Origin of the sequence: Halobacillus sp. SY10, from assembly GCF_045401165.1 — a bacterium.
GTDB classification, from domain to species: Bacteria; Bacillota; Bacilli; order Bacillales; family Halobacillaceae; genus Halobacillus; species Halobacillus aidingensis.
The window spans coordinates 946,929-968,002 of record NZ_CP174345.1; the positions used below are offsets into that span (position 1 = coordinate 946,929).

Sequence of the window (21,074 nt, forward strand, 5' to 3'; positions counted from 1 at the left end):
CGTCGTTTCCCTGACCCCGTATCCATGGCCAGGAATTGTCATTCATTATTTCAACTAGGCAAGGCTGCCCTTAAGGCTGCACGGAATGTGCTCACCGCGCTCCCGCGGAAAGCGAGCCATTCCCCGCAGCCCCATCCACTCTACAAAAGTCTCGAAACTGAGTCTTCAAGAATACGAAGCTTATTTGGAATTCCACTGAGATTCATGGCTTAAGAATTATTGGAACAGACTGGTTGACTTTATTATCTGAATTTTATAGACTATTGGAAAGATATTTAAAAAGTGGCTTTATTACAAAGTCGAAATAAGCAAGTTGAGTAGAGAATGAGTTGAGTTGAGGCATAGGATGAGCTGAGCTGAGTGAGCGAGGAATCTTCGGACGTAAGGAGCCGACGGATTGCCTGGCCAATTTTCACCCCTTTTCTATCCACTCGTTTTCATCCCTCAACGTCTCATTCTCCATGATTTTAATGGAGAGGTGAGCCTTTATGACCACTTTTGAAACATTTCAAAGCGATGCTGAAGAGCATCAGACCATCCCAATTACACAATCGTTTTATACGGATACGTTAACACCGATTCACATGTTTCATGCACTGAATCATGAAGCTGTGTACATGTTGGAAAGCCAGGATCCTGAATCGCCATGGTCGAATTATTCCTTCCTTGGTCTTGATCCTATGGTTCAAATCAAAGAGGATAAGCAGCAGTTCCAAATCAAGGACTTTGACCAGAATGAGATCACGTATTCTGAAGACTTCAAGTCTGCTTATGAGAAAGTACTTGCAAAGCTTGATGTGAAACAGCCTCCCATCGACCTTCCGTTTAAAGGAGGAGGGGTCGGATATATCAGCTATGATGCCATTTCAGATTATGAGCCTGTAGAGAGAGCCATGACGGATGAGTTGAATCTGGCTAATTATCATCTGCTTTTCTGCAAGACGTTAATTGCTTACCATCATAAGACAAAAGAAACGACGATTCTATCCTTTGCTAGAAAAGAATCGGATCGCCCACTAGAAGAAATTTATTCTGAAACGAAAAAGCGGATCAAATCCATTACAAACCAGCTGCAGAAGGCCCACACACTTCCTGATTTAATGCTGATTGAAAATGAAACGGATAATGAATCCTTCCAGTTAGACAGCAATTATGAACCAGAAAAATTCAAAACTGATGTGGGAAAAATCAAAGAGTATATCCATGCCGGAGATATTTTTCAAGCGGTATTATCTCAACGTTTTCATACAGTAACGGACCGAAGCGGCTTTGAACTTTACCGGGTGTTACGGAGAGTGAACCCTTCTCCATATATGTTTTATTTGAAAATGGATGAAGTGGAAGTCATCGGAAGTTCTCCTGAACGACTCCTTGAGGTGCGTGACCGTAACCTTGAAATCCATCCCATAGCTGGAACGAGGAAAAGAGGACGAACCAAAGAAGAAGATGACGCTCTTGCTGAAGAACTCTTGCAGGATGAGAAAGAGTTAGCGGAACACCGCATGCTCGTGGATCTAGCACGGAATGATATTGGCCGCGTAGCTGAATATGGAACCGTACAGGTAAGTGAATATATGACCATCGGACGTTTTTCGAAAGTCATGCACATCATCAGTAAAGTGACCGGTCGATTGAAGGAGAGTGTTTCTCCTATTGACGCCTTGATTTCCTCCTTCCCGGCTGGAACATTATCAGGAGCACCAAAAGTCCGAGCCATGCAGATTTTGAGAGAGCTTGAACCTACTCCTCGGAACCTCTACGGTGGAGGGATTTTATATTTAGGCTTTGATGGAAACATTGACTCCTGCATTACCATCCGAACGATGACAAGAACAGGAAAAGATTTATATATCCAGGCAGGGGCAGGGATCGTTGCTGATTCTGACCCTGAAGCAGAGTATCAAGAAACATTGAGCAAGGCGAGTGCATTGAAGAAGACGATTCAATTAGCTGAGAAGATATTTGAGAAGAGTGGAGAAGGAGTGGAGACGAGATGAAAGATACATTAAGTAAAGTTGTCGCAGGAGAGGAAATGACGGAACAGGAAGCTTTTGAAACGATGGATAGGATTATGAAAGGTGAAGCGACAACGGGCCAGTTGATGAGCATGCTCAGTGTGATGCGTTACCGAGGAGAAACCGTTGAAGAAATGACCGGTTTCGTTCGAGCGATGCGTGAAAACATGACGAAAATGGATACGAATGATCCGTCCATTGTAGATACATGCGGCACCGGGGGCGATGGTGCTTCTACCTTTAATATTTCAACAGCTGTTTCCATCGTTCTTGCGAGCATGGGCGTGAAAGTCGCGAAGCACGGGAATCGCAAAGTTTCTTCAAAAAGTGGAAGTGCCGATGTTTTGGAGAAGTTAGGTGTTCCGATTGACACAACTCCAGAACAAGGAGCGCAGGCACTATCACAAAAAGGAATGACATTCATGTTTGCGCCTCTTTACCATAAAGCTATGAAACATGCAGGACCTGCACGGCAGGAGCTTGGCTTTCGTACCATTTTCAATTTACTCGGACCTATGTCCAACCCCGCGAATGCAAAAAGGCAGCTAATCGGCATTTATGATACGAATTATGCAGAGAAAATGGCAGAGACACTGAAGAAACTAGGCTCCACCCACGTGCTCTTAGCAACAGGAAGAGATGGGCTGGATGAGATCACGGTCACAGGGAAAAGCGATCTCGTTGAATTGAAAAATGGGGAAATCACTCGTTTTACTGTTTCACCTGAAGATTTCGGGCTTCCTTTAGGGAATCTGTCAGACATTCGTATTTCTAAAACAGAAGAAAGTGCCAGGATCATTAAGGATGTCTTGTATGGTCGTTCAAATGAAAGTGCTGCTTCCATTGTCACATTGAATGCGGCGGCTGGGCTTTACGTGGCAGGAAAAGCAGCAGACCTTCAAGAAGGCGTGCACCTTGTTCAAAAGGCGATCAGTGAAGGCGTCACAAGCAAGTACTATGAATCGATTGTTAATGAAAAGGAGAATCGTCAGTATGCTTGAAACCATCTTAGCTGTAAAACAACAAGAAATCGAAAAATTATATTTACCAGAAGAGCAGTCATTCCCTCATCATTCTCTCTATGAATCTCTGAAGAACGCACCATTTGCAGCAGGTGTGATTGCAGAGGTGAAAAAAGCATCTCCATCCAAGGGAATCATACGTGAGGACTTCAATCCTGTCCGCATCGCCCATGACTATAATGCAGCAGGTGTGCAAGCCATTTCGGTTCTTACCGATCAACATTTTTTCCAAGGGCACCGTGATTATTTGACGAACATCAAAAAAGTGGTGGATGTTCCTGTATTACGTAAAGACTTTATAATCGACTCATTACAAGTAGCTGAGAGTGCGTACATCGGAGCTGATGCTATTCTGTTAATCGGCGAAGCATTGGAAGCGGAGAAGTTGCATGAACTTTATCTTCAAGCCTACGAACTTGGATTGGAAGTACTTGTTGAAGTACACAGTGAAGAAACATTAACAAAAGTACTGAATGAGTTTACACCGAAAATCCTTGGCATCAATAATCGAAATCTCCATACGTTTGAAACGAAACTTTCACAAACCGAGCGCATGGCGAAACTTGCACCCAAGGAGTGTTTGTTGGTTTCAGAAAGTGGCATCTCTTCCCATGATGATCTACAGAAAGTAGCTGGTTACGGGGCTGAGGGTGTACTAGTCGGAGAGTCTCTTATGCGCCAGAAAGACATCAAAGAAGCGGTCCGTCAGTTGTTGGAAGGAGTGAATGTTCGATGAAAGAACCGATTGTAAAATTATGTGGGAACAGATCTTTATCAGATGTAGCCAAAACATCTTCCTCCCAAGCATCCCATCTTGGTTTCGTATTTGTCAGGAGAACAAAACGATATGTCCGACCGGAATATGTCGGACGCTGGGTGAAAAAAATCCGACCTAGACAAAAAATCGTCGGGGTTTTCATCGAGCCCACGATTGAGGAAATCGAAGAGATTCTTCATTTTGTCCCATTAGATGTTATTCAACTGCATGGAAATGAGACGGTATCTCAGTTGTTGAGAATCAAAGAAGCGTTCGGTCTGCCGGTCTGGAAAGTGGTTCACCATCAATCGGATGGCATTAAACAAATGGAAGTGTTCCGTGGGGTTGCTGATGGATACATTGTAGACAGCAAAGTGGATGGTGTTTCAGGTGGAACCGGGGTACGCTTCGACTGGGAGTCTGTGCCGACCTATCAGAAAGAATCATTTGACCAGGGTGTTCCGTGCTTGATTGCAGGTGGGATTAAACCAGAAAACGTTACAGAGTTGTTGCATTATCGACCGGACGGCATCGACCTATCCAGTGGCATTGAAATTGAGGACGGTAAAGACATTGGAAAAATTCAAGCAATCATGAAAGAGGTGGAGCAAAATGTTGCAAGTATTTCCTGATTTAAAAGGACGCTACGGTGATTTTGGCGGTAAATATGTACCGGAAACCCTGATGGGGCCGTTGCAGGAGCTGGAAGAAGCGCTTGATCAAGCGATGGCGGATCCGGCCTTTTTAGAGGAGTACCATCATGTATTAAAAGAGTACGCAGGCCGTCCCACTTCTTTGTCTTATGCAGACAAATTGACCGGCCACCTTGGAGGAGCAAAAATTTATTTGAAACGTGAAGACTTGAATCATACAGGGGCACACAAGCTTAACAATGCGATTGGTCAGGCTTTGCTGGCTAAAAGGATGGGGAAAGAGAAAATTATTGCGGAGACAGGAGCGGGACAGCATTGCGTCGCATCAGCTACGGTTGCCGCTAAATTTGGACTTCAGTGTATCGTGTTTATGGGAGAAGAAGATATCCGCAGACAGGAGTTGAACGTTTTCCGGATGAAGCTGCTCGGCGCGGAGGTCGTTTCGGTTTCTAGTGGAAACGGAACTCTCAAGGATGCGACAAATGAAGCGATTCGCTATTGGGTCGCCAACTGTGAAGACCACTTCTATTTAATAGGTTCTGTCGTAGGCCCTCATCCATATCCACGTATGGTTCGGGATTTTCAGCGGATTATTGGGGACGAATCTAAACGCCAGTTTTTAGAGGTGGAGAAAGAGCTTCCGGATCGTATTTTTGCCTGTGTAGGTGGTGGAAGCAACGCTATGGGAATCTTTTATCCATTCCTTGGAGACACGAGTGAATTGATAGGGGTAGAGGCTGCCGGGAAAGGGATGGATACACCTGAACATGCAGCAACGCTTTCAAAAGGAACCCCTGGTGTGATTCACGGATCGATGACCTATCTCATGCAAGATGAGAATGGACAAATTACCGAACCTTATTCCATTTCTGCAGGTCTCGACTACCCTGGAATTGGTCCGGAGCATGCTCATTTATTCCAGACGAAACAAGTACGCTATGAAGCCATCACAGATAAAGAAGCGCTTGATGCATTGAAGCTTCTGACACAGATGGAGGGAATCATTCCGGCGATTGAAAGTGCCCACGCCCTTGCTCAGGCATTTAAAGAAGCACCTCAAATGAGCCAAAATGAAACGATTTTAATCAATCTTTCCGGTCGTGGAGATAAAGACATGGCAACATTAATGGAACATTTCCAGGAGGAGGTTTGACATGCTGACGAAGACATCATTTCAAGGGAAACTAAAGAAAACGGAAGACCTGTTTATCCCATTCATTGTAGCCGGGGATCCAAGTCCGGAGCTGACGATTCAATTCGCTTTACGTTTGCAGGAAGAAGGTGCGGACGTTTTAGAATTGGGCGTCCCTTATTCGGATCCACTTGCGGACGGACCGACCATACAACGAGCAGCGCAACGTGCATTGAAGTCAGGGATGTCTTTACGTAAAGCCATTGAGCTTGTTCCGAAGTTAAGAGAGCATGGACTTGAAATTCCAGTTGTGATTTTCACTTATTATAACCCTGTCCTTCAAATCGGTCATGAGGAATTCTTTCAACTCTTAGGAGAAAATGGAGTAGAGGGGCTTCTTATACCTGACTTGCCATTTGAAGAAAGTGAGGAAATTCGCAACCGGTCAGAAGAAAAAGGTATCGAATTCATTTCCCTTGTGGCGCCTAACTCAGATCAAAGAATCAAGCAGATTGCGGAACATGCGAAAGGTTTTCTATATTGTGTTTCTTCACTTGGAGTAACAGGAGAGCGAAAAGAAATGTCTGCCGAAGCTTTGGCATTCATTGAAAAAGTGAGACAGTACAGTCAAGTTCCAGTCGCTGTCGGATTCGGTATCTCAACGAATGATCATGTCCAACTTGTAAGAAATCACGCAGACGGCGTCATCATTGGAAGTAAAATCATTCGTTTAATAGAAGCAGAGCTTGAAAATATTGAAAAAGGTAGAATGGACGAAGCTCTCAAACATTTCACCAAAGAAATCAGAGCACTCGTTCAGTAAGTTTGAAAGAGGCTGAGAGGAGTGGAGCAGAGTGATCTATATGATCGACCACTATGACTCTTTCACCTACAATCTCGTCCAGTATCTTGGAGAGCTTGGAGAAGAAGTCATAGTGAAGAGAAATGATGAAGTAGGGATAGATGAAATTACAGAGCTGAGCCCGGATTTGATTTTTCTCTCGCCCGGCCCGTGTTCTCCAGATGAAACACCGATGACCCTGGAAGTCATCGACCGTTTTAAAGGAGACATTCCCATTTTTGGTGTTTGTCTTGGTCATCAGGCCATTGCTCAAGTGTTCGGTGGAAGTGTCGTGCGCTCGGAGAAACTGATGCACGGAAAATCATCACGCATTTTCCATGATGGAAAAGGGATTTACGAAGGGGTAAGGAACCCGATGGAGGCGATGCGCTATCATTCGCTGATCGTAGAGCTCTCAGATTTACCGGAGTGTTTTGAAGTAACGGCTTCAACAGTCGAAGGGGAATTGATGGGCATCCGTCACCTCGAATTCCCTATTGAAGGGGTACAATTCCATCCGGAGTCTATTGGTACAGGGGAAGGGAAACAATTATTAAAAAATGTCATCCAAAACCGTGTGAAGGCTTTCACCCCTTAATATGACATTAATATAGCAGAATGAAAAAGCTGGTACCTATAAAGGGTGCCAGCTTTTTTAACATAATAAACTATAACTCCCTATTCGCTTTTAAACTTTGGGGTTTCTTATATCTTCATGCACTTGAAGATGGGGAATGAATGCTTCCGTGGAGCGCTGGAGACCTATATGATCGGCGTGCTGAGAAACTCATCTAAGTCGTTGATAAAAGTATTCATAATATCAAAACTCTCTGATTTAAATATTTAGTAGGTTTTAAAAGTAGAAGGGGGGCGGGTATCCTTTTTTCTATTCGATAACGTAGTATTCCAGTTTTTTAATTAGGTATTTAGAACTAATTTTACTACAAAATTCTGTCGGATAATTGCTTATTTAACAGAAATTTCGTAAGAATAAAGCAATTCTTGGAAAGGTTGTGGTTATCGCTTTCATAAAGGTATGTGAAAAAATGGAATCCTCTAAAAATGCATGGAATAGCCCTTTTTCACTTCTTTAATTGCCATTTTCACAAAATTAAAATCTATGTTAGTTTTATTATCGTTGTGTTCAAAGAGCGATTTCACATCATCGGCCGATGTTTTTATTAGAACAGCTCAACAAGAACCAGCCAACAAAAAACATCAGGAGATGATTTAGTAGTTATGGAACTGCAACAAGATCCAACTTTGTTATGGTTTATAGCAATCTATGGAATATTAATGGTCGGCATTGGTATATTCATGTCGAAAAAAGTAGCCGGCAGTGAAGATTTCGTATTAGCCGGTAAAAGTCTAGGACCTTTTGTATTGATGGGAACGCTTCTGGCTACATGGACAGGAAGCGGAAGTATTTCAGGTGGGGAAACGTCTATGGCTTTCTCATACGGGATTCTTCCTTCTTTGATGATGATGCTCCCAACGTTAGTCGGTATTATCATTCTTTATGTCGTCGCACCTAAAATCCGCGAACACGGGAAATTCACCGTTGCCGGTATTTTAGAGTCGAAATATGGGCGTACATCCCGTAACATTGCGAGTGTTATTATCATTCTTGCTTATGTCGGTATCGTCTCTTATCAGATGAAAGGCTTTGGATTTATTCTTAATTTGACAACAGGTATGACTGTTCAAGCAGGTACGATGATTGGTGCTGCCATGATCATCTTCCTTGCAATGATCGGTGGACTTCGTTCGGTTTCTCAAACGGACGCCATCAGCGGATTTTTGATGGTGGGAGGTTTGATCATTACTGTCCCTACAATCATTATGGTTGCAGGCGGATGGAGCGAAATCGTCGCTAATGTTCCCGAGTCCCACATGAGTGCTACCGGTGGTTTGACAACGATTCAAATGATCGGTTATCTGATGCCTTCTTTGTTCTTATTACTTGGTGACCAAAACATGTATCAGCGTCTTGCATCTTCCAAAGGAGATAAATCTGCGAAGCGTGCGCAAATGGGCTGGCTGATTGCGATGATCGTCATTTCACCATCCATTTCATTAATCGCCTTCGCTTCCCGCTCCTTATTCCCGGACATCGATCCAGGAATGGCATTGATGGCTACTACAGTAGCGATGCCGGTCGCTATCGGTGGTATTTTGCTTGCAGCAGCAGCTTCCTTCATCATTACGACAGGGAACTCTTACTTGCTGTCTGCAGCTACGAACTTGACTTATGACCTTTATGGTAAATATGTGAATAAAGATGCTTCTGACAAAAAGCTTCTTGCTATGACAAGAATATTCATTGTGGCCTTGGGTGTCTTTGCCTTTGTAATTATCAGTTATTTCCCAACCGTATTAAGTGTGCAAATGTATGCTTATACAGTTTATGGCGCTGGCTTGACTCCTGCTGTACTGGCCGTATTCTTCTGGAAGCGCGTCAATGCGGCCGGTGGTGTATCGTCCATGATCGCTGGTGTGGTGGCAACATTGACATGGGAAATCGTACTAGGGCAGCCGTTCGAAGTGAACAGTGTAGTCGTTGCTGTGCCTGTGGCGGTTATTGTCTTGATTGTTGCAACATTAATGACGACATCTGGATCTCAAGCTGCAAAGGCTACAAAAGCTTCATAATTTAAGAAATCCTCCCGGTACACGGGAGGATTTTTTGTTTACTCTTTTACTTTAAACTGGCGAATTTGTTCATTTAATTGTTTGGAAAGAGAAGATAATTCATCTGCACTATGAGAAACCTCTTCCACAGAGCTGTTGGATTGTTGGGCAGCGGCTGTCACTTGTTCCACACCTGCTGCAGATTCTTGTGAAACAGAGGCCACCTCTTCAATAGAAGCGTTCATTTCATAGCTATCCTCAGAAATTTTCTTAAGTTTGTCGGATATTTCACGACTTTTGGCTACCATATCTGTTACAGATTCTTCAATCTTATCAAAGGTTTCTCCAGTTACCTTCATTTGTTTTGTACCTTGATCAACTTCTTCATATCCATGCTTTAGTGTTGTGACGACATTCGTTGACTCATTTTGAATGCCTGTGACAATTCCTGTGATATCTTCTACTGAATTGGTTACCTGCTCGGCTAATTTACGTACTTCGTCTGCGACCACGGCAAAGCCTTTTCCATGTTCTCCAGCACGAGCAGCTTCAATAGCAGCGTTTAAAGATAGTAGATTGGTTTGCTCTGCAATATCTTGGATCACTTGTACAAGTTTAGAGATTTCTTGGGATTGTTGATCTAGACCACGTACTTTTTCAACGGCATCTTTGACAATCTGGTCGATGTTCTGCATCTGATTTACCGAATGCCGCATCATCTCACTGCCATCATTCGTCATGGATAAAACTTGTTGAGAAGAGTCTGCAACGTTCTCTCCATTATGGCGGGCTTCCTTGATTTCGTTTACGAACGAATCCATCATTTCAGACAAACGAGAGGAACTATGCGCTTGTGATTCTGAACCAGCCGAAAGTTCTTCCATTGTGGAAGCAATTTGTTCACTTCCTTCGCGAACTTCATCAGCGGATTGTTTCAATCCCCTACTTTGTTCAGAAACAGCTTCTGTTGCTTCTTGCAATTGTTCGATGATTCTTTTGATGCTTTCTTTCATTTCGTGTGTGGAAGCTGACAATTGTCCAATTTCATCGTCTCTGTGTTGGATGAGGTCAACCGTTAAGTCGCCTTCTTCGACACGCTTCATATTTTTTTGTAAATCAGTAATTGGCCGGCGAATCCGACGAGCTATCAGCACTGAAACGATCACGGATAGGATCAAAATGGCTAAAACGGTGATGGCAATCGGTAGAAGAACTGCGGCTCCTTTTTCTTCGAGTTCTGCTTTATCTACTGTTCCGACGATAATCCAACCAGTCGTTTCGTTGATCGAGTAACCTAATGTCTTATCTCTTCCATCATATTCGTATGTAATGACACCTGAAGGTTGCTCTTGTTCCATAATGTTCAGATAGTAGCTTTCCTCAGAAACATCTGTACCTACAAGATCTGGATCTGGATGGGAAAGAAATGTACCACTTTCATCAAAAATCGCTGCGTAACCGGTATCTGCGATCTTCACACCTTCCACAAGATTAAGAAGCGAGTTCATATTAAGGTCGATGGAGAATACGCCCATCACTTCATTGCCATCCATAACCGCGCGGGCTACACTCATAATCGTTTCGTTGGTATTTGTATCCATATAGGGATCTGTCCATATAAGACCGCCTTCGTTTGCGACCGCATCTTTATACCAAGGGCGTTCTCTAGGGTCGAACTCAGATGGTAAAGTCAATGTGGAATCAGTAATTGTCTCCCCAGATTCTTCGACGCCCATATAGGCATTTTTAATGATTTCGTTGGAAGAGCGGATGTCATCCATACGCCGGATGACGCGGTCTTCTTCAGAAGCATAATTGATGAATGCTTGTTCCTGAGAATAATGATTGACGATGTCTTCTTGAGATTGGAAAAACAATTCGAATGAATCATTTAATGAGTTCATTTGTTTCTCCACATTATCGGTCAGTTCATCGGTCGTAATGGAAACGCCGAATGTATAGCTCGCATAACCAATGATGATGCCAGCGGCGGTAATCAAAGTGAGGAATGGGATCAAAATCTGCCTCTGCAAGGTTCGATTCCAAAAGGATCCTTGTTTACTCTTTTTTCTTTTTCTTAACATGGTGTACCTCCGATTCTTATGTAAAATCGTTGCTGTTCCTTAACAGCAACGTTCCTATACATTTATCGGACGGTAAAAGTGAATTTCAATAGCCAGTGACATATTTTATAAGAGAAGCGTTCTTTTGTTTATGAAAAGTGAGGATAGAAAAAGCCACCATTTCATGTAGTGGAAATGGTGGCTCAAAGTAGTGGAGCATAGCGGGCTCGAACCGCTGACCTCTTCGCTGCCAGCGAAGCGCTCTCCCAGCTGAGCTAATGCCCCGTATGTTTTTCGACAATTATTATTGTATATAGACAGATAGAAAAAATCAAGAGTTTTTTGTATTCTTCTTCCAATTAGAACGAAGGAAGCCATTAAGTAGGGGAGGGGGATTGTAAAATCATTTGAAAAATTTTGTATGAAGGATGGTAGAACTAGGGACCGATTCCAACCTTGGTAAATCAAATGCAAGGAAGTTTTACATAATCTAACAATATACTTAATATTCATAAAATTACAAAAACTATGTTGACTTCTCTTCTTTAGGTTATATAATACTTTTATAACGATGATAACGCTTACATAAAAAGGGGGATCCTCACTTTTGCCTATCCTAGAGGTCGAAAATGTATCGTTGCAGTTCGGTGGTGTGAAAGCTTTAGATGATGTGTCCTATCACCTGGAAAAGGGTGAGATCTTTTCGTTGATTGGTCCGAATGGAGCAGGGAAGACGAGTATGCTGAACTGTATAAGCGGACTGTACAAACCGACAGCAGGCTCCATCCGTTTTAACGGAAAAGAAATTCTAGGGATGAAACCGTATAAAAGGACTTCTCTTGGCATTGCACGTGCATTTCAGAATATCGCTTTATTTGAACATATGTCTGTTCTGGATAATTTGAAGCTCGGGCGTCATGTGAAAATGAAAGCGGGAATTTTTACAGGTGGACTTTACTGGGGTGGTGCGGAGAAGGAAGAGGTCGTCCATCGTCAGTCGGTGGAGGAAGTCATTGAATTTCTCGAGATGCAGGATATCCGTCATACACCAGTCGGTACACTTCCATACGGATTGAAAAAAAGGGTGGAGGTAGGACGTGCGCTTGCCCTTGAACCTGAATTGATTTTGCTGGATGAACCGATGGCCGGGATGAATAGTGCTGAAAAAGAAGACATGGCCCGGTTCATATTGGATATGCATGAACTGAATGGAATTACGGTGTTCCTTATTGAACACGATATGGGGGTCATCATGGATCTTTCTGACAAAATTGCTGTCCTGGACTTTGGGAAACGAATCGGGTTTGGTACACCTGAAGAAATTCAGAAGAACCCCGAAGTCATCAAAGCTTATTTGGGTGAACAAGAAGTGACCACATAAGGAGGGGATTGTGGAATGACGCACCGAACGCTGCCTCAGCTTTTGTTTGAAAAAGCAGATAAAGAAGGGGGGAAAGTGGCCTTCCGCCAGAAGAATTTGGGCATTTGGAAAGAATGGACCTGGCATAAATATTACAGAGAGGTAGAATCACTAGCCCTTGGATTCCAAGAAGAGTTTTCGATCCAAGCAGGAGACCGCATCGGAATCATCGGGGATAATCGACCGCATTGGATTGTTACAGAACTTGCGGCCCAATCGATTGGCGCAGTCCCTGTGGGGATTTATCAGGATGCTTCGCCTGACGCGATGGCCCATTGCTTACACGAATGTGAACCGAGAATCTTAGTGGTTGAGGACCAGGAACAGGTGGACAAGCTTCTTGATATCATCGATTCGTTTCCAACCATTGAATCCATTCTTTTCTATAATGAAAAAGGTCTCCGGTCCTATTCGCATGACAAGCTTATGGATTTAAAAAACGTGCAGTCCATCGGTAGAACAAGAGCTAGTGAAGATCCGTCTTTCTTTGAGCATCAAATCCAAAAAGTAAAACCGTTGGATATTGCTTTCATTACGTTCACTTCTGGGGTGACACGTCACCCGAAAGCCGCTACTTTCACGCATACCAACCTGATCCAAACAGCTTTATCTATACATGAAGTAGACCCTGTAAAAGCTGATGATGACTATTTATCCTTCTTGTCTCTCGCTTGGATTTGTGAACAAGTGATGGCGGTCGGATTGTCCTTGACGAGAGGGATGACCATCAATTTTCCTGAAGAACCTTCTACCATTTTAAACGATTTAAGAGAAATCGGACCACACTTGATCCAAGCACCTCCACGAACATTTGAGAACATATGGACACGCTTCCAAATTCGACTGAATGATTCCACACGATTGAAGAAAAAAATATATACACTTACCAAATCCGGCATAGAAAAAAACGCACGAGCAAAATTGAGCAACCGTTCAGTCTCTTTTTTATCGAAAATCAGTTACTCACTGAATGACTTCTTTATGTACAGTGCCATTCGTGACCATTTAGGGCTTTCACGTTTAAGAAGGGCTTACGTGACGGGCGGCAGGTTAAATAAGGATGCTTTTGAGTTTTTCCAAGGATTGGGAGTCAATGTGAAACAAACGTATGGAACGGTTGAAACGACAGGCTATGCTTCTATTCAGAGGGATCACGAATGGTCGGCTGAAGGTGCGGGAAAACCACTGCCTGGTTTATCTATGAGTATAGCGTCCAGAGGGGAAATTCAAGTGGAAGGTCTACAAGTTTTCGCTGGTTATTTTGGGGGACACCCTGTCACGGAATTTTCTACTGGAGATTACGGCAAAATCCTAGATTCAGGAGAAATCGAAATCCGTGGAAGAATGGAGGAGCGATTGGCTTTGGATTCAACAGATGGACGATCCTCCAGTGAAATCGAAACCGAGCTTCGGAAGAGTCACTACTTACAAGAAGCTTTGGTCTTCGGCGAAGGTCGTTCATATTTGACGGCCATGGTCACGATTCATCGAGCCAGCGTGGGGCGTTGGGCAGAAAAGAATCAAATCTCTTATACCAGTTACCGGGATTTGACGATGAATCCGGAGGTTATAGAACTCATCAGGGACCAAGTCGTCGAAATGATGGCATCTTTACCTGAAGAAAGTCGAATCAAACGGTTCGTCATCCTTCCTGAAGAGTTACGGCTGAGTGATGGGGAAATGACGTCCACGCAGAAAACGGTACGGAGAACTGTGGAAAAGAATTACAAGCGTTATTTAGCTGCATTATATAATGATGGCGGACAGTTCGATACACTGTCAAATCTATATTCTGAACAAACGAACGAGGGGGAAATCGTGCCCGTCATCTTATTAGATCGATCACAGGGGGTGGCTTGAGTTGACTTTCTTTATGCAAATGCTCGTCGGTGGAATTGTAGTAGGAAGTATTTATGCACTCGTAGCATTAGGGTTCGTCCTCATCTATAAAGCTAGCGATGCTTTGAATCTGGCAAATGGTGAATTCGTACTTATCGGATCATATATTTGTTTGACACTTGTCACTGCTTTGAAACTGCCTTTCTTAGTGGCTCTTGCGGTTACCCTGGGCGTGTGTGGTGTACTTGGGTTATTGGTTGAGAGGGTCGTACTAAGACCGTTACTGAATGCACCTACCATTTCGGTCATTATGGCGACGATTGGTCTCGGTAACCTGCTCGCAGGGTTGGTCCATATGGTATGGGGACACCAGACTCGTGTGTATCCAAACCTCTTTCCGAACACTCCGGTGACTTTTGGTGAAGTTCTTATTACACCTGTCTATTTATGGTCGTTCATTATTGTTATGGCTCTGCTCCTTGCTTTTACTATCTTCTTTAAATTCTCAAAAATGGGGGTGGCCATGCGCGCGGTAGCGGATGACCTTCAGGCAGCCGCCAGTATGGGAATCAATGTGAAACGAGTATTTGCTATCACCTGGGCGATTGCTTGTATCGTCGCTGCTGTCGGCGGGGTGCTGCTTGGAAATATAAACGGAGTGAACGCAACAATGAGCGTGATCGGCCTTACCGTTTTACCTGTGGTCATTCTGGGAGGACTGGATAGTATCCCTGGAGCCATTGTTGGTGGATTTATAATAGGAATATTGCAAAGTATGGCGGGTGGATATATCGACCCCCTTGTCGGTGGAGGATTGAAAGAAGTGTTTCCGTTCATCATAGTCATTTTGATATTAATGATCAAACCATATGGTCTCTTTGGAAAAGGTGGAATGGAAAGGGTGTGAGGATGTGAAAAATCCATTTGTAATGGAATGTGGCAATTACAAAACTCGATACGAGAAAGATATGGCTATTTTCTCAATCAAACGGGTGAAAATCAGGATGCTTGGACTGGCCATTCTAGCCTTTCTGTTTCCTTTGCTGGCTGATAATTACGTCATCGGTCTTGCGACTTTATGTGCGATTGCTTCCATAGGCGCTATCGGGTTGAACATTTTGACAGGATTCACTGGTCAGATCTCCATCGGGGTCGGTGCCTTCCTGGGTGTAGGAGGATATACATCCGCCATTTTAACAAGTACTCTGGGTTTAAGTTTTTGGGTGGCTTTACCTGTTGCAGGTCTCATCACAGCTTCTGTAGGAGCACTGTTCGGAATTCCGTCGCTAAGATTGAAAGGTCTTTATTTGGCGATTGCGACACTAGCGGCTCAATTCATTATCCTGTTTGTCATTAGCCGGTGGACAGGTTTGACAGGTGGAACCTCTGGAATGGTACTTCAACGTCCGTCCATCGGATCGTTTTCTTTGATGTCTGCAAGCAGCTACTACTATTTGTGTCTCATCATTTTGCTTTTCACCATCGTATATGCCCTGAATTTATTCCGGAGCCGTACAGGTAGAGCCTTTTTAGCTGTTCGCGATCGTGACGTAGCAGCAGAAATCATGGGCATCAATTTGTTCACATACAAGGTGCTTTCCTTCGCAATCAGCTCCTTTTTTGTTGGGATCGCCGGCGCATTGCTCGCTCATTATACGATGATTGTCAGCCCCGAACTATACAGCATCACAGTTTCGATTCAATACTTGGCGATGATTTTAGTCGGTGGCCTCGGGAGTATCCTTGGATCCATTCTTGGAGCCATATTTATTACACTTTTGCCTGTGGGCCTCGGTTTTATCATGGATTATCTCGCTCTCTATATGCCGGATATGCAAAACACATTAGCAGCCTTCCAGGAACTTGCTTTTGGTGCAGCCATCATCCTGTTTCTCATCTTTGAACCAGGCGGGTTGGCGCATATGTGGAGTAACATCAAAAATTACTTCAAAGTTTGGCCATTTTCTTATTAGCAAGTGGAGGGAAGGGTCTTTGCCTTTTTTACTCTAAACTATATAACAAATAGAAAGGGAGTCGAGGATTTGATCAAAACATACGCAAAATCAACGATGCTTATGTTGTGTTTCATGCTGTTAATGGGGATGCTGGCTGCTTGTAGCGGAGATGAAGGAGCGGCTGGTGGAGACGCCGAAGCTTCTGACGGAAACACCGTGAAAATTGGAGCACTCTTTGATATTACAGGCGGTACGGGTGATGTTGGGACTCCATATTCAGAAGGTGAGAAAGCTTACTATGAATATTTGAATAGTCAAGGCGGAATTGATGGTGTTCAAGTTGAACTCATTGGTGATGATTACGCCTACGACATGGCGAAAGGACAGCGTTTGTATCAAGAGCTCCGTGATAAAGACAATGTATCGGCCATTCTCGGTTGGGGAACGGCGGATACGGAAGCACTTCGTCAGCAAGTAGCGAACGATCAACTTCCATACTTCTCTGCTTCCTACTCAGAAAATCTGAAAAATTTAGAGGAGAGTCCATACAACTTTTTGACAGCAGCTACATACTCTGACCAGGGACGAGCTGTTGTGCAGTGGATCAAGGAGAATCACGAAGGAGACAATCCGACCCTCGCTCTCCTTTATAACGATACTGCTTTCGGGCGTTCACCAATTGAGGATATTAAAGCCTACGCGGCCGAAGTCGGTGTCGAAGTGGTGGATGAACAAGTTATTCCGGTGACGGCGACAGAAGCACAGTCCCAAATGTTGAATATGCAAGAGGCGGCTCCAGACTATGCCATCATTCAGCAAACATGGGGAGCGACAGCGACGATTTTACGGGAAGCTCAGACGCTGGGCATTGATACCCAATTCATCGGTTTGAACTGGGCGACTGGAGAAGGAGTTGTAGAAATAGCCGGGGACGCGGCAGAAGGAATGTTAGGAGTCGTCACTCACGCTTTCCCATATGAAGACTTGGAAGGGCTGGCTGAAATGGAAGAGTACCTGGAGTCCAAGGGAGAGAGTCTTGAAGATGTCAGTCAAAAATTCGTTCAAGGGTGGGTCACAGCTAAAATTATGGCCGAAGGGATAGGAAATGCTGAAGAGTTGAACGGAGAAGGCATCCGTAAAGGAATCGAACAAATCAAAGACATGGACTTAGGTGGTCTAGCTGCACCAGTTACTTTCTCAGAAGACAACCATGCGGGTACGAACCAAGTGCGTCTGGCTGAAGTAAAGAATGGGAAGTTCGAAGTCATCACGGATTATTTCAGTTATGAAGATTAAGAGTGTGGGGTCTCATGGTGAGGCCCCTTTTTTCAAAAGGAGGGTAAAGCCTTATGTTGAAAGTCGATAATATTGAAGTGGTGTATTCGAAGATGATTCTAGTCTTAAAAGGGATGTCCATCGAGGTGCCGGATGGAGACATCGTCGCTTTGTTAGGAAGCAATGGAGCAGGAAAATCCACGACGCTTAAGGCGATCTCAGGTTTGCTTGGGGGAGATAACGGGCAGGTGACGAAGGGGAGAATTACGTATCAAGAAGAAGATTTGACTTCAATGAGTCCTGATAAAATTGTTCAAAAAGGTATTTTTCAAAGTATGGAAGGAAGAAGAGTTTTTAAGCATCTCACAGTCGAAGAAAATTTAACAGCAGGCGCTCACACAAGAAAAGATCGAAGGAACATAAAGAATGATATGGAGCGTGTCTATCATTATTTTCCAAAGCTGAAAACATTACGTTCCCGTCATGCAGGATTGCTCTCAGGAGGTGAACAACAAATGCTCGCCATCGGAAGAGGAATCATGGCGAAACCGAAGCTATTGTTGTTAGACGAACCGTCTCTTGGGATTGCCCCGCTTCTCGTCAAAGAGATCTTTCAAAACATTAAACAGATCAATGAAGAAGAAGGGATGTCCATCTTGGTCGTTGAGCAAAATGCCAATGTAGCGCTCTCCATCGCTGATTATGGATATATCATTGAGGACGGGCGCTCTGTTTTGGAAGCTCCTGTATCAGAACTGCTTTCTAACCAGGAAGTACAAGAACACTATTTAGGTATGAATGAAGAGGGACGTAAAAATTACAGAGACGTAAAATCCTACCGAAAAAAACAACGCTGGATTTAGAAGGTGAGCTTTGTAGAATAGTAATATTCAAATAAAAGGCAGGATTGTGGAAGACTCAGTTTCGAGACTTTTGTTGAGTGGATGGGGGCTACGGGGAATAGCTCGCTTTCCGACGATAAGTCAACATCGAATCACTCCGTTCTTCGTGTTTCCTTTATCTCCGCCAGCTCAGTCCAGTCCATACGCCGCTGATCGAGGCGCCTGCACACTTAAGGTAGGAGTCTCGCCATTCCCCTACGCCCCTTTGCCATGGAAGATTCTCGAAACCACTCCTTGGATAAGTTAGCTATCCAGCTTGATGGGAGTGTAAGATTAAACTCCCATGTTCAGGTTCATGAGAGCTTGATACAGAGCGATTTATGCTTCTAAACAGCGGGGTAGTGGAAGACAATCCAACTTGGGAAAGGGGTTCGTTTCTCACATTCAACGAATGGGGTGGTTGGGAAGCTGGGAGACTCCCGCGGGAATGGATTGGCTGGAGAGACCCCGCAGAGCTTTAGCTCGAGGAGCATTCCTGTAGGGAAACGATTTGAGGAAATATTGAATAGTTTGCGGTGTGCATAAAAAAATCCCCCTTGGTACGATAGAGAGTGTCATGCATGACCTCGAATTAAGTACCGAAGGGAGACTTCAATTATGGATACTACACAAAATCAAAGAATAATGCAAACCAATGAACACACGATCGCTATAGGGGTGGACGTGGCGAAACACAAACACGTGGCCCGAACGGTGGATGATCGTGGGGTTGACCTTGCCAAACGCATGGTTTTCTCCAATTCACTAGAAGGTTTTCAAAAGTTACAGAAATGGATTCAGGCTTTAAAAGCGCAAACAGGACGTACCCAAGTCATGATTGGGATGGAACCTACCGGCCATTACTGGCTGAACTTAGCACACTATCTAAAAGAACAGAGACTAACGCCTGTCGTTGTAAATCCTATGAAAGTTCAGCGCATGAAAGAGATGGATGATGATTCGCCTACGAAAAATGATACGAAGGATGCGAAGGTCATCGCCCAAATCATTCGCGACGGTCGTTATCATGAGCCGACAATGCCTGAAGGGGTTTATGCCGAGTTGCGCGAAGGGATGAAGCTTCACGATATGATTCAGGAAGACCTTTCATCCATCAAAGCGCAAATGCATAATCTTTTGGATCGCTATTTCCCAGAGTTTCTCACCGTATTTAGTAAGTGGACAGGGAAAACAGCTTCCTATATTTTAGACCAAGGTTATCTCCCGGGAGACCTTTGTCAAAGGACAGAAGAGGATCTCCTTCAAGAGCTTAAGACGAATGTGTACAAGGGCACACCACGTGTTACCGTTCAAAAACTTAAAGAAGCCGCGGCCTCTAGTGTAGGAATAAAAACCGGTCTGGGTATGGCTAGAGAAGAACTCCGTTTTCTTGCGGATCAGTATAGAGAATTGGAGAAACGTCTTGATCGTCTTCAGGATCAACTGGAAGAGCTCGTTCTACAAATCCCTGGCGCAGACCTTATGATTGCGATTAAAGGTGTCGGTCCAATGTCCGTCGCTGGTTTTTTCGCTGAAGTTGGTGACCTCTCAAACTATAGAGATCCACGCCAAATTATTAAATTAGCGGGACTCAACATCATGATGAACCAATCAGGCAAATACGCAGGACAGACGACAATTACCAAACGGGGCAGGCGGAAATTGCGATCCATCTTGTATAAAGTCGCTCGTCCTTTAGCGCAAAACAATGACGGGTTCCACGTATTATATCGGTATTTTAGAGACCGGCCGCAAAATCCATTGACGGGAAAGCAAGCCTACGTCGCCATTGGTCGTAAGCTTATTAAGATCTTCTTTATGATGGGAACCCGACAACGCGCGTTTAGTGAAGAACGAATGCTTCGAGATATCCCTCATCTTTCTCAAGAACAGGCAGCCGCCTAACTATAGACGTTTCGTGTCTTATTATGAATTTGGTTTAACAATGGTTTTTGATCTTCTTACAATTGAAGCACGGATAAGCTGGTCACATTCCGAGCATTAGGGCACAGACCCACCCGAGGAGCTTTTCCGGCATCCACACATGGTCAGGTCGAACGAAGGAATTTGCGCGCACAGACGCCGAGAGATATGGGAGGGTCCACCACCATGTTTAATGTGGAGATCCAAGGTGCGATTATAAAACCCATTTACTGGAACTTAACCTCTCCAGTCTGTTTAAGCGCCTATACGTATTCCATATTCATTAAAAAATGGAATATATTTGAATGAATGACCTATGTTTCAATATTCAAAGAAGAAGAATACCAGAGAAAAACCAAGGATTTTTGAGAACGAATCCGTTTACTGAGGGAGGCTCTCCGCCATCCCCGCAGGAAAGCGAGCTGCTTCCCAACCACCCCTGACTCTTAATATGGCAAACGAACCCCGGTTATTTCGAAACTGAGTCTTACACAAACGGGAGCTTATACTTAATGGACACTTTCTGGATAGGAGGTGTTTTTTTATTGTCCAGGAAATAATCCAAATGAGGAAGAATATGGACAGAATGTGTCATAATAAATGGAATTTTGTTTAGAATTTGAGATTATAGGAAAAAGACAGGTAATTAATGATAAAGAGGTGAAAA

16 protein-coding genes and 1 tRNA gene are annotated in these 21,074 nt (G+C 43.9%); 15 read left to right on the forward strand and 2 right to left on the reverse strand.

Annotation, left to right across the window (positions count from 1 at the left end; translation table 11 throughout):
• Positions 1-488 precede the first annotated feature (488 nt).
• From trpE to ACJA3J_RS04805, 8 genes are all read left to right on the forward strand, one after another.
• A complete protein-coding gene (trpE, locus tag ACJA3J_RS04770) occupies positions 489-1,997 on the forward strand; it encodes an anthranilate synthase component I (RefSeq protein ID WP_089653900.1) in 1,509 nt (502 codons plus the stop codon).
• Complete coding sequence (trpD, locus tag ACJA3J_RS04775; RefSeq protein WP_089653899.1) at positions 1,994-3,016, forward strand: anthranilate phosphoribosyltransferase; 1,023 nt, start codon at positions 1,994-1,996, stop codon at positions 3,014-3,016. Before trpE ends, trpD begins: the two co-directional genes overlap by 4 nt.
• Positions 3,009-3,773, forward strand: coding sequence for an indole-3-glycerol phosphate synthase TrpC (gene trpC / locus ACJA3J_RS04780; protein ID WP_089653898.1), 765 nt, complete (start codon positions 3,009-3,011; stop codon positions 3,771-3,773). The genes trpD and trpC overlap by 8 nt, the downstream gene beginning before the upstream one ends.
• Positions 3,770-4,426 carry a phosphoribosylanthranilate isomerase gene (locus tag ACJA3J_RS04785; protein WP_115893326.1) on the forward strand — a complete coding sequence of 219 codons (657 nt, stop codon included), beginning with the start codon at positions 3,770-3,772 and terminating at the stop codon, positions 4,424-4,426. The genes trpC and ACJA3J_RS04785 overlap by 4 nt, the downstream gene beginning before the upstream one ends.
• Positions 4,410-5,600, forward strand: a complete 1,191-nt coding sequence (gene trpB, locus ACJA3J_RS04790; protein WP_406946272.1) for a tryptophan synthase subunit beta — start codon at positions 4,410-4,412, stop codon at positions 5,598-5,600. The genes ACJA3J_RS04785 and trpB overlap by 17 nt, the downstream gene beginning before the upstream one ends.
• A gap of 1 nt (position 5,601) precedes the next feature.
• The gene (gene trpA / locus ACJA3J_RS04795) at positions 5,602-6,402 is read left to right on the forward strand and encodes a tryptophan synthase subunit alpha (RefSeq protein ID WP_406945669.1); all 801 of its coding nucleotides are present in this window, start codon (positions 5,602-5,604) and stop codon (positions 6,400-6,402) included.
• 31 nt (positions 6,403-6,433) lie between these two features.
• Positions 6,434-7,018, forward strand: a complete 585-nt coding sequence (locus ACJA3J_RS04800) for an anthranilate synthase component II (RefSeq protein WP_406945670.1) — start codon at positions 6,434-6,436, stop codon at positions 7,016-7,018.
• Positions 7,019-7,659: 641 nt separating this feature from the next.
• Positions 7,660-9,072: a sodium:solute symporter gene (locus ACJA3J_RS04805; protein ID WP_115893327.1), complete on the forward strand. Its 1,413-nt coding sequence runs from the start codon at positions 7,660-7,662 to the stop codon at positions 9,070-9,072.
• A 38-nt stretch (positions 9,073-9,110) separates the two neighbouring features.
• Here ACJA3J_RS04805 and ACJA3J_RS04810 read toward each other — a convergent pair whose 3' ends face one another.
• Positions 9,111-11,135 carry a methyl-accepting chemotaxis protein gene (locus ACJA3J_RS04810; protein WP_089653893.1) on the reverse strand — a complete coding sequence of 675 codons (2,025 nt, stop codon included), beginning with the start codon at positions 11,133-11,135 and terminating at the stop codon, positions 9,111-9,113.
• A gap of 191 nt (positions 11,136-11,326) precedes the next feature.
• Positions 11,327-11,399, reverse strand: a tRNA-Ala gene (locus ACJA3J_RS04815).
• A gap of 322 nt (positions 11,400-11,721) precedes the next feature.
• Between ACJA3J_RS04815 and ACJA3J_RS04820 the strand changes: the two genes are divergently transcribed.
• The 7 genes from ACJA3J_RS04820 to ACJA3J_RS04850 all read left to right on the forward strand — a co-directional run bounded on the left by ACJA3J_RS04820 (position 11,722) and on the right by ACJA3J_RS04850 (position 20,389).
• Positions 11,722-12,495 carry an ABC transporter ATP-binding protein gene (locus tag ACJA3J_RS04820; RefSeq protein ID WP_115824041.1) on the forward strand — a complete coding sequence of 258 codons (774 nt, stop codon included), beginning with the start codon at positions 11,722-11,724 and terminating at the stop codon, positions 12,493-12,495.
• Between the two features lie 15 nt (positions 12,496-12,510).
• Complete coding sequence (locus ACJA3J_RS04825; protein ID WP_406945671.1) at positions 12,511-14,394, forward strand: AMP-binding protein; 1,884 nt, start codon at positions 12,511-12,513, stop codon at positions 14,392-14,394.
• A 1-nt stretch (position 14,395) separates the two neighbouring features.
• Positions 14,396-15,280: a branched-chain amino acid ABC transporter permease gene (locus ACJA3J_RS04830; RefSeq protein WP_406945672.1), complete on the forward strand. Its 885-nt coding sequence runs from the start codon at positions 14,396-14,398 to the stop codon at positions 15,278-15,280.
• A gap of 4 nt (positions 15,281-15,284) precedes the next feature.
• Entirely contained in the window at positions 15,285-16,346 is a 1,062-nt protein-coding gene (locus ACJA3J_RS04835) for a branched-chain amino acid ABC transporter permease (RefSeq protein ID WP_406945673.1), read from the forward strand.
• A 96-nt stretch (positions 16,347-16,442) separates the two neighbouring features.
• Positions 16,443-17,624, forward strand: coding sequence for an ABC transporter substrate-binding protein (locus tag ACJA3J_RS04840; protein ID WP_406946273.1), 1,182 nt, complete (start codon positions 16,443-16,445; stop codon positions 17,622-17,624).
• 53 nt (positions 17,625-17,677) lie between these two features.
• Complete coding sequence (locus tag ACJA3J_RS04845) at positions 17,678-18,466, forward strand: ABC transporter ATP-binding protein (RefSeq protein WP_406945674.1); 789 nt, start codon at positions 17,678-17,680, stop codon at positions 18,464-18,466.
• A gap of 636 nt (positions 18,467-19,102) precedes the next feature.
• Positions 19,103-20,389 carry an IS110 family transposase gene (locus ACJA3J_RS04850; protein ID WP_406945675.1) on the forward strand — a complete coding sequence of 429 codons (1,287 nt, stop codon included), beginning with the start codon at positions 19,103-19,105 and terminating at the stop codon, positions 20,387-20,389.
• Positions 20,390-21,074 lie beyond the last annotated feature (685 nt).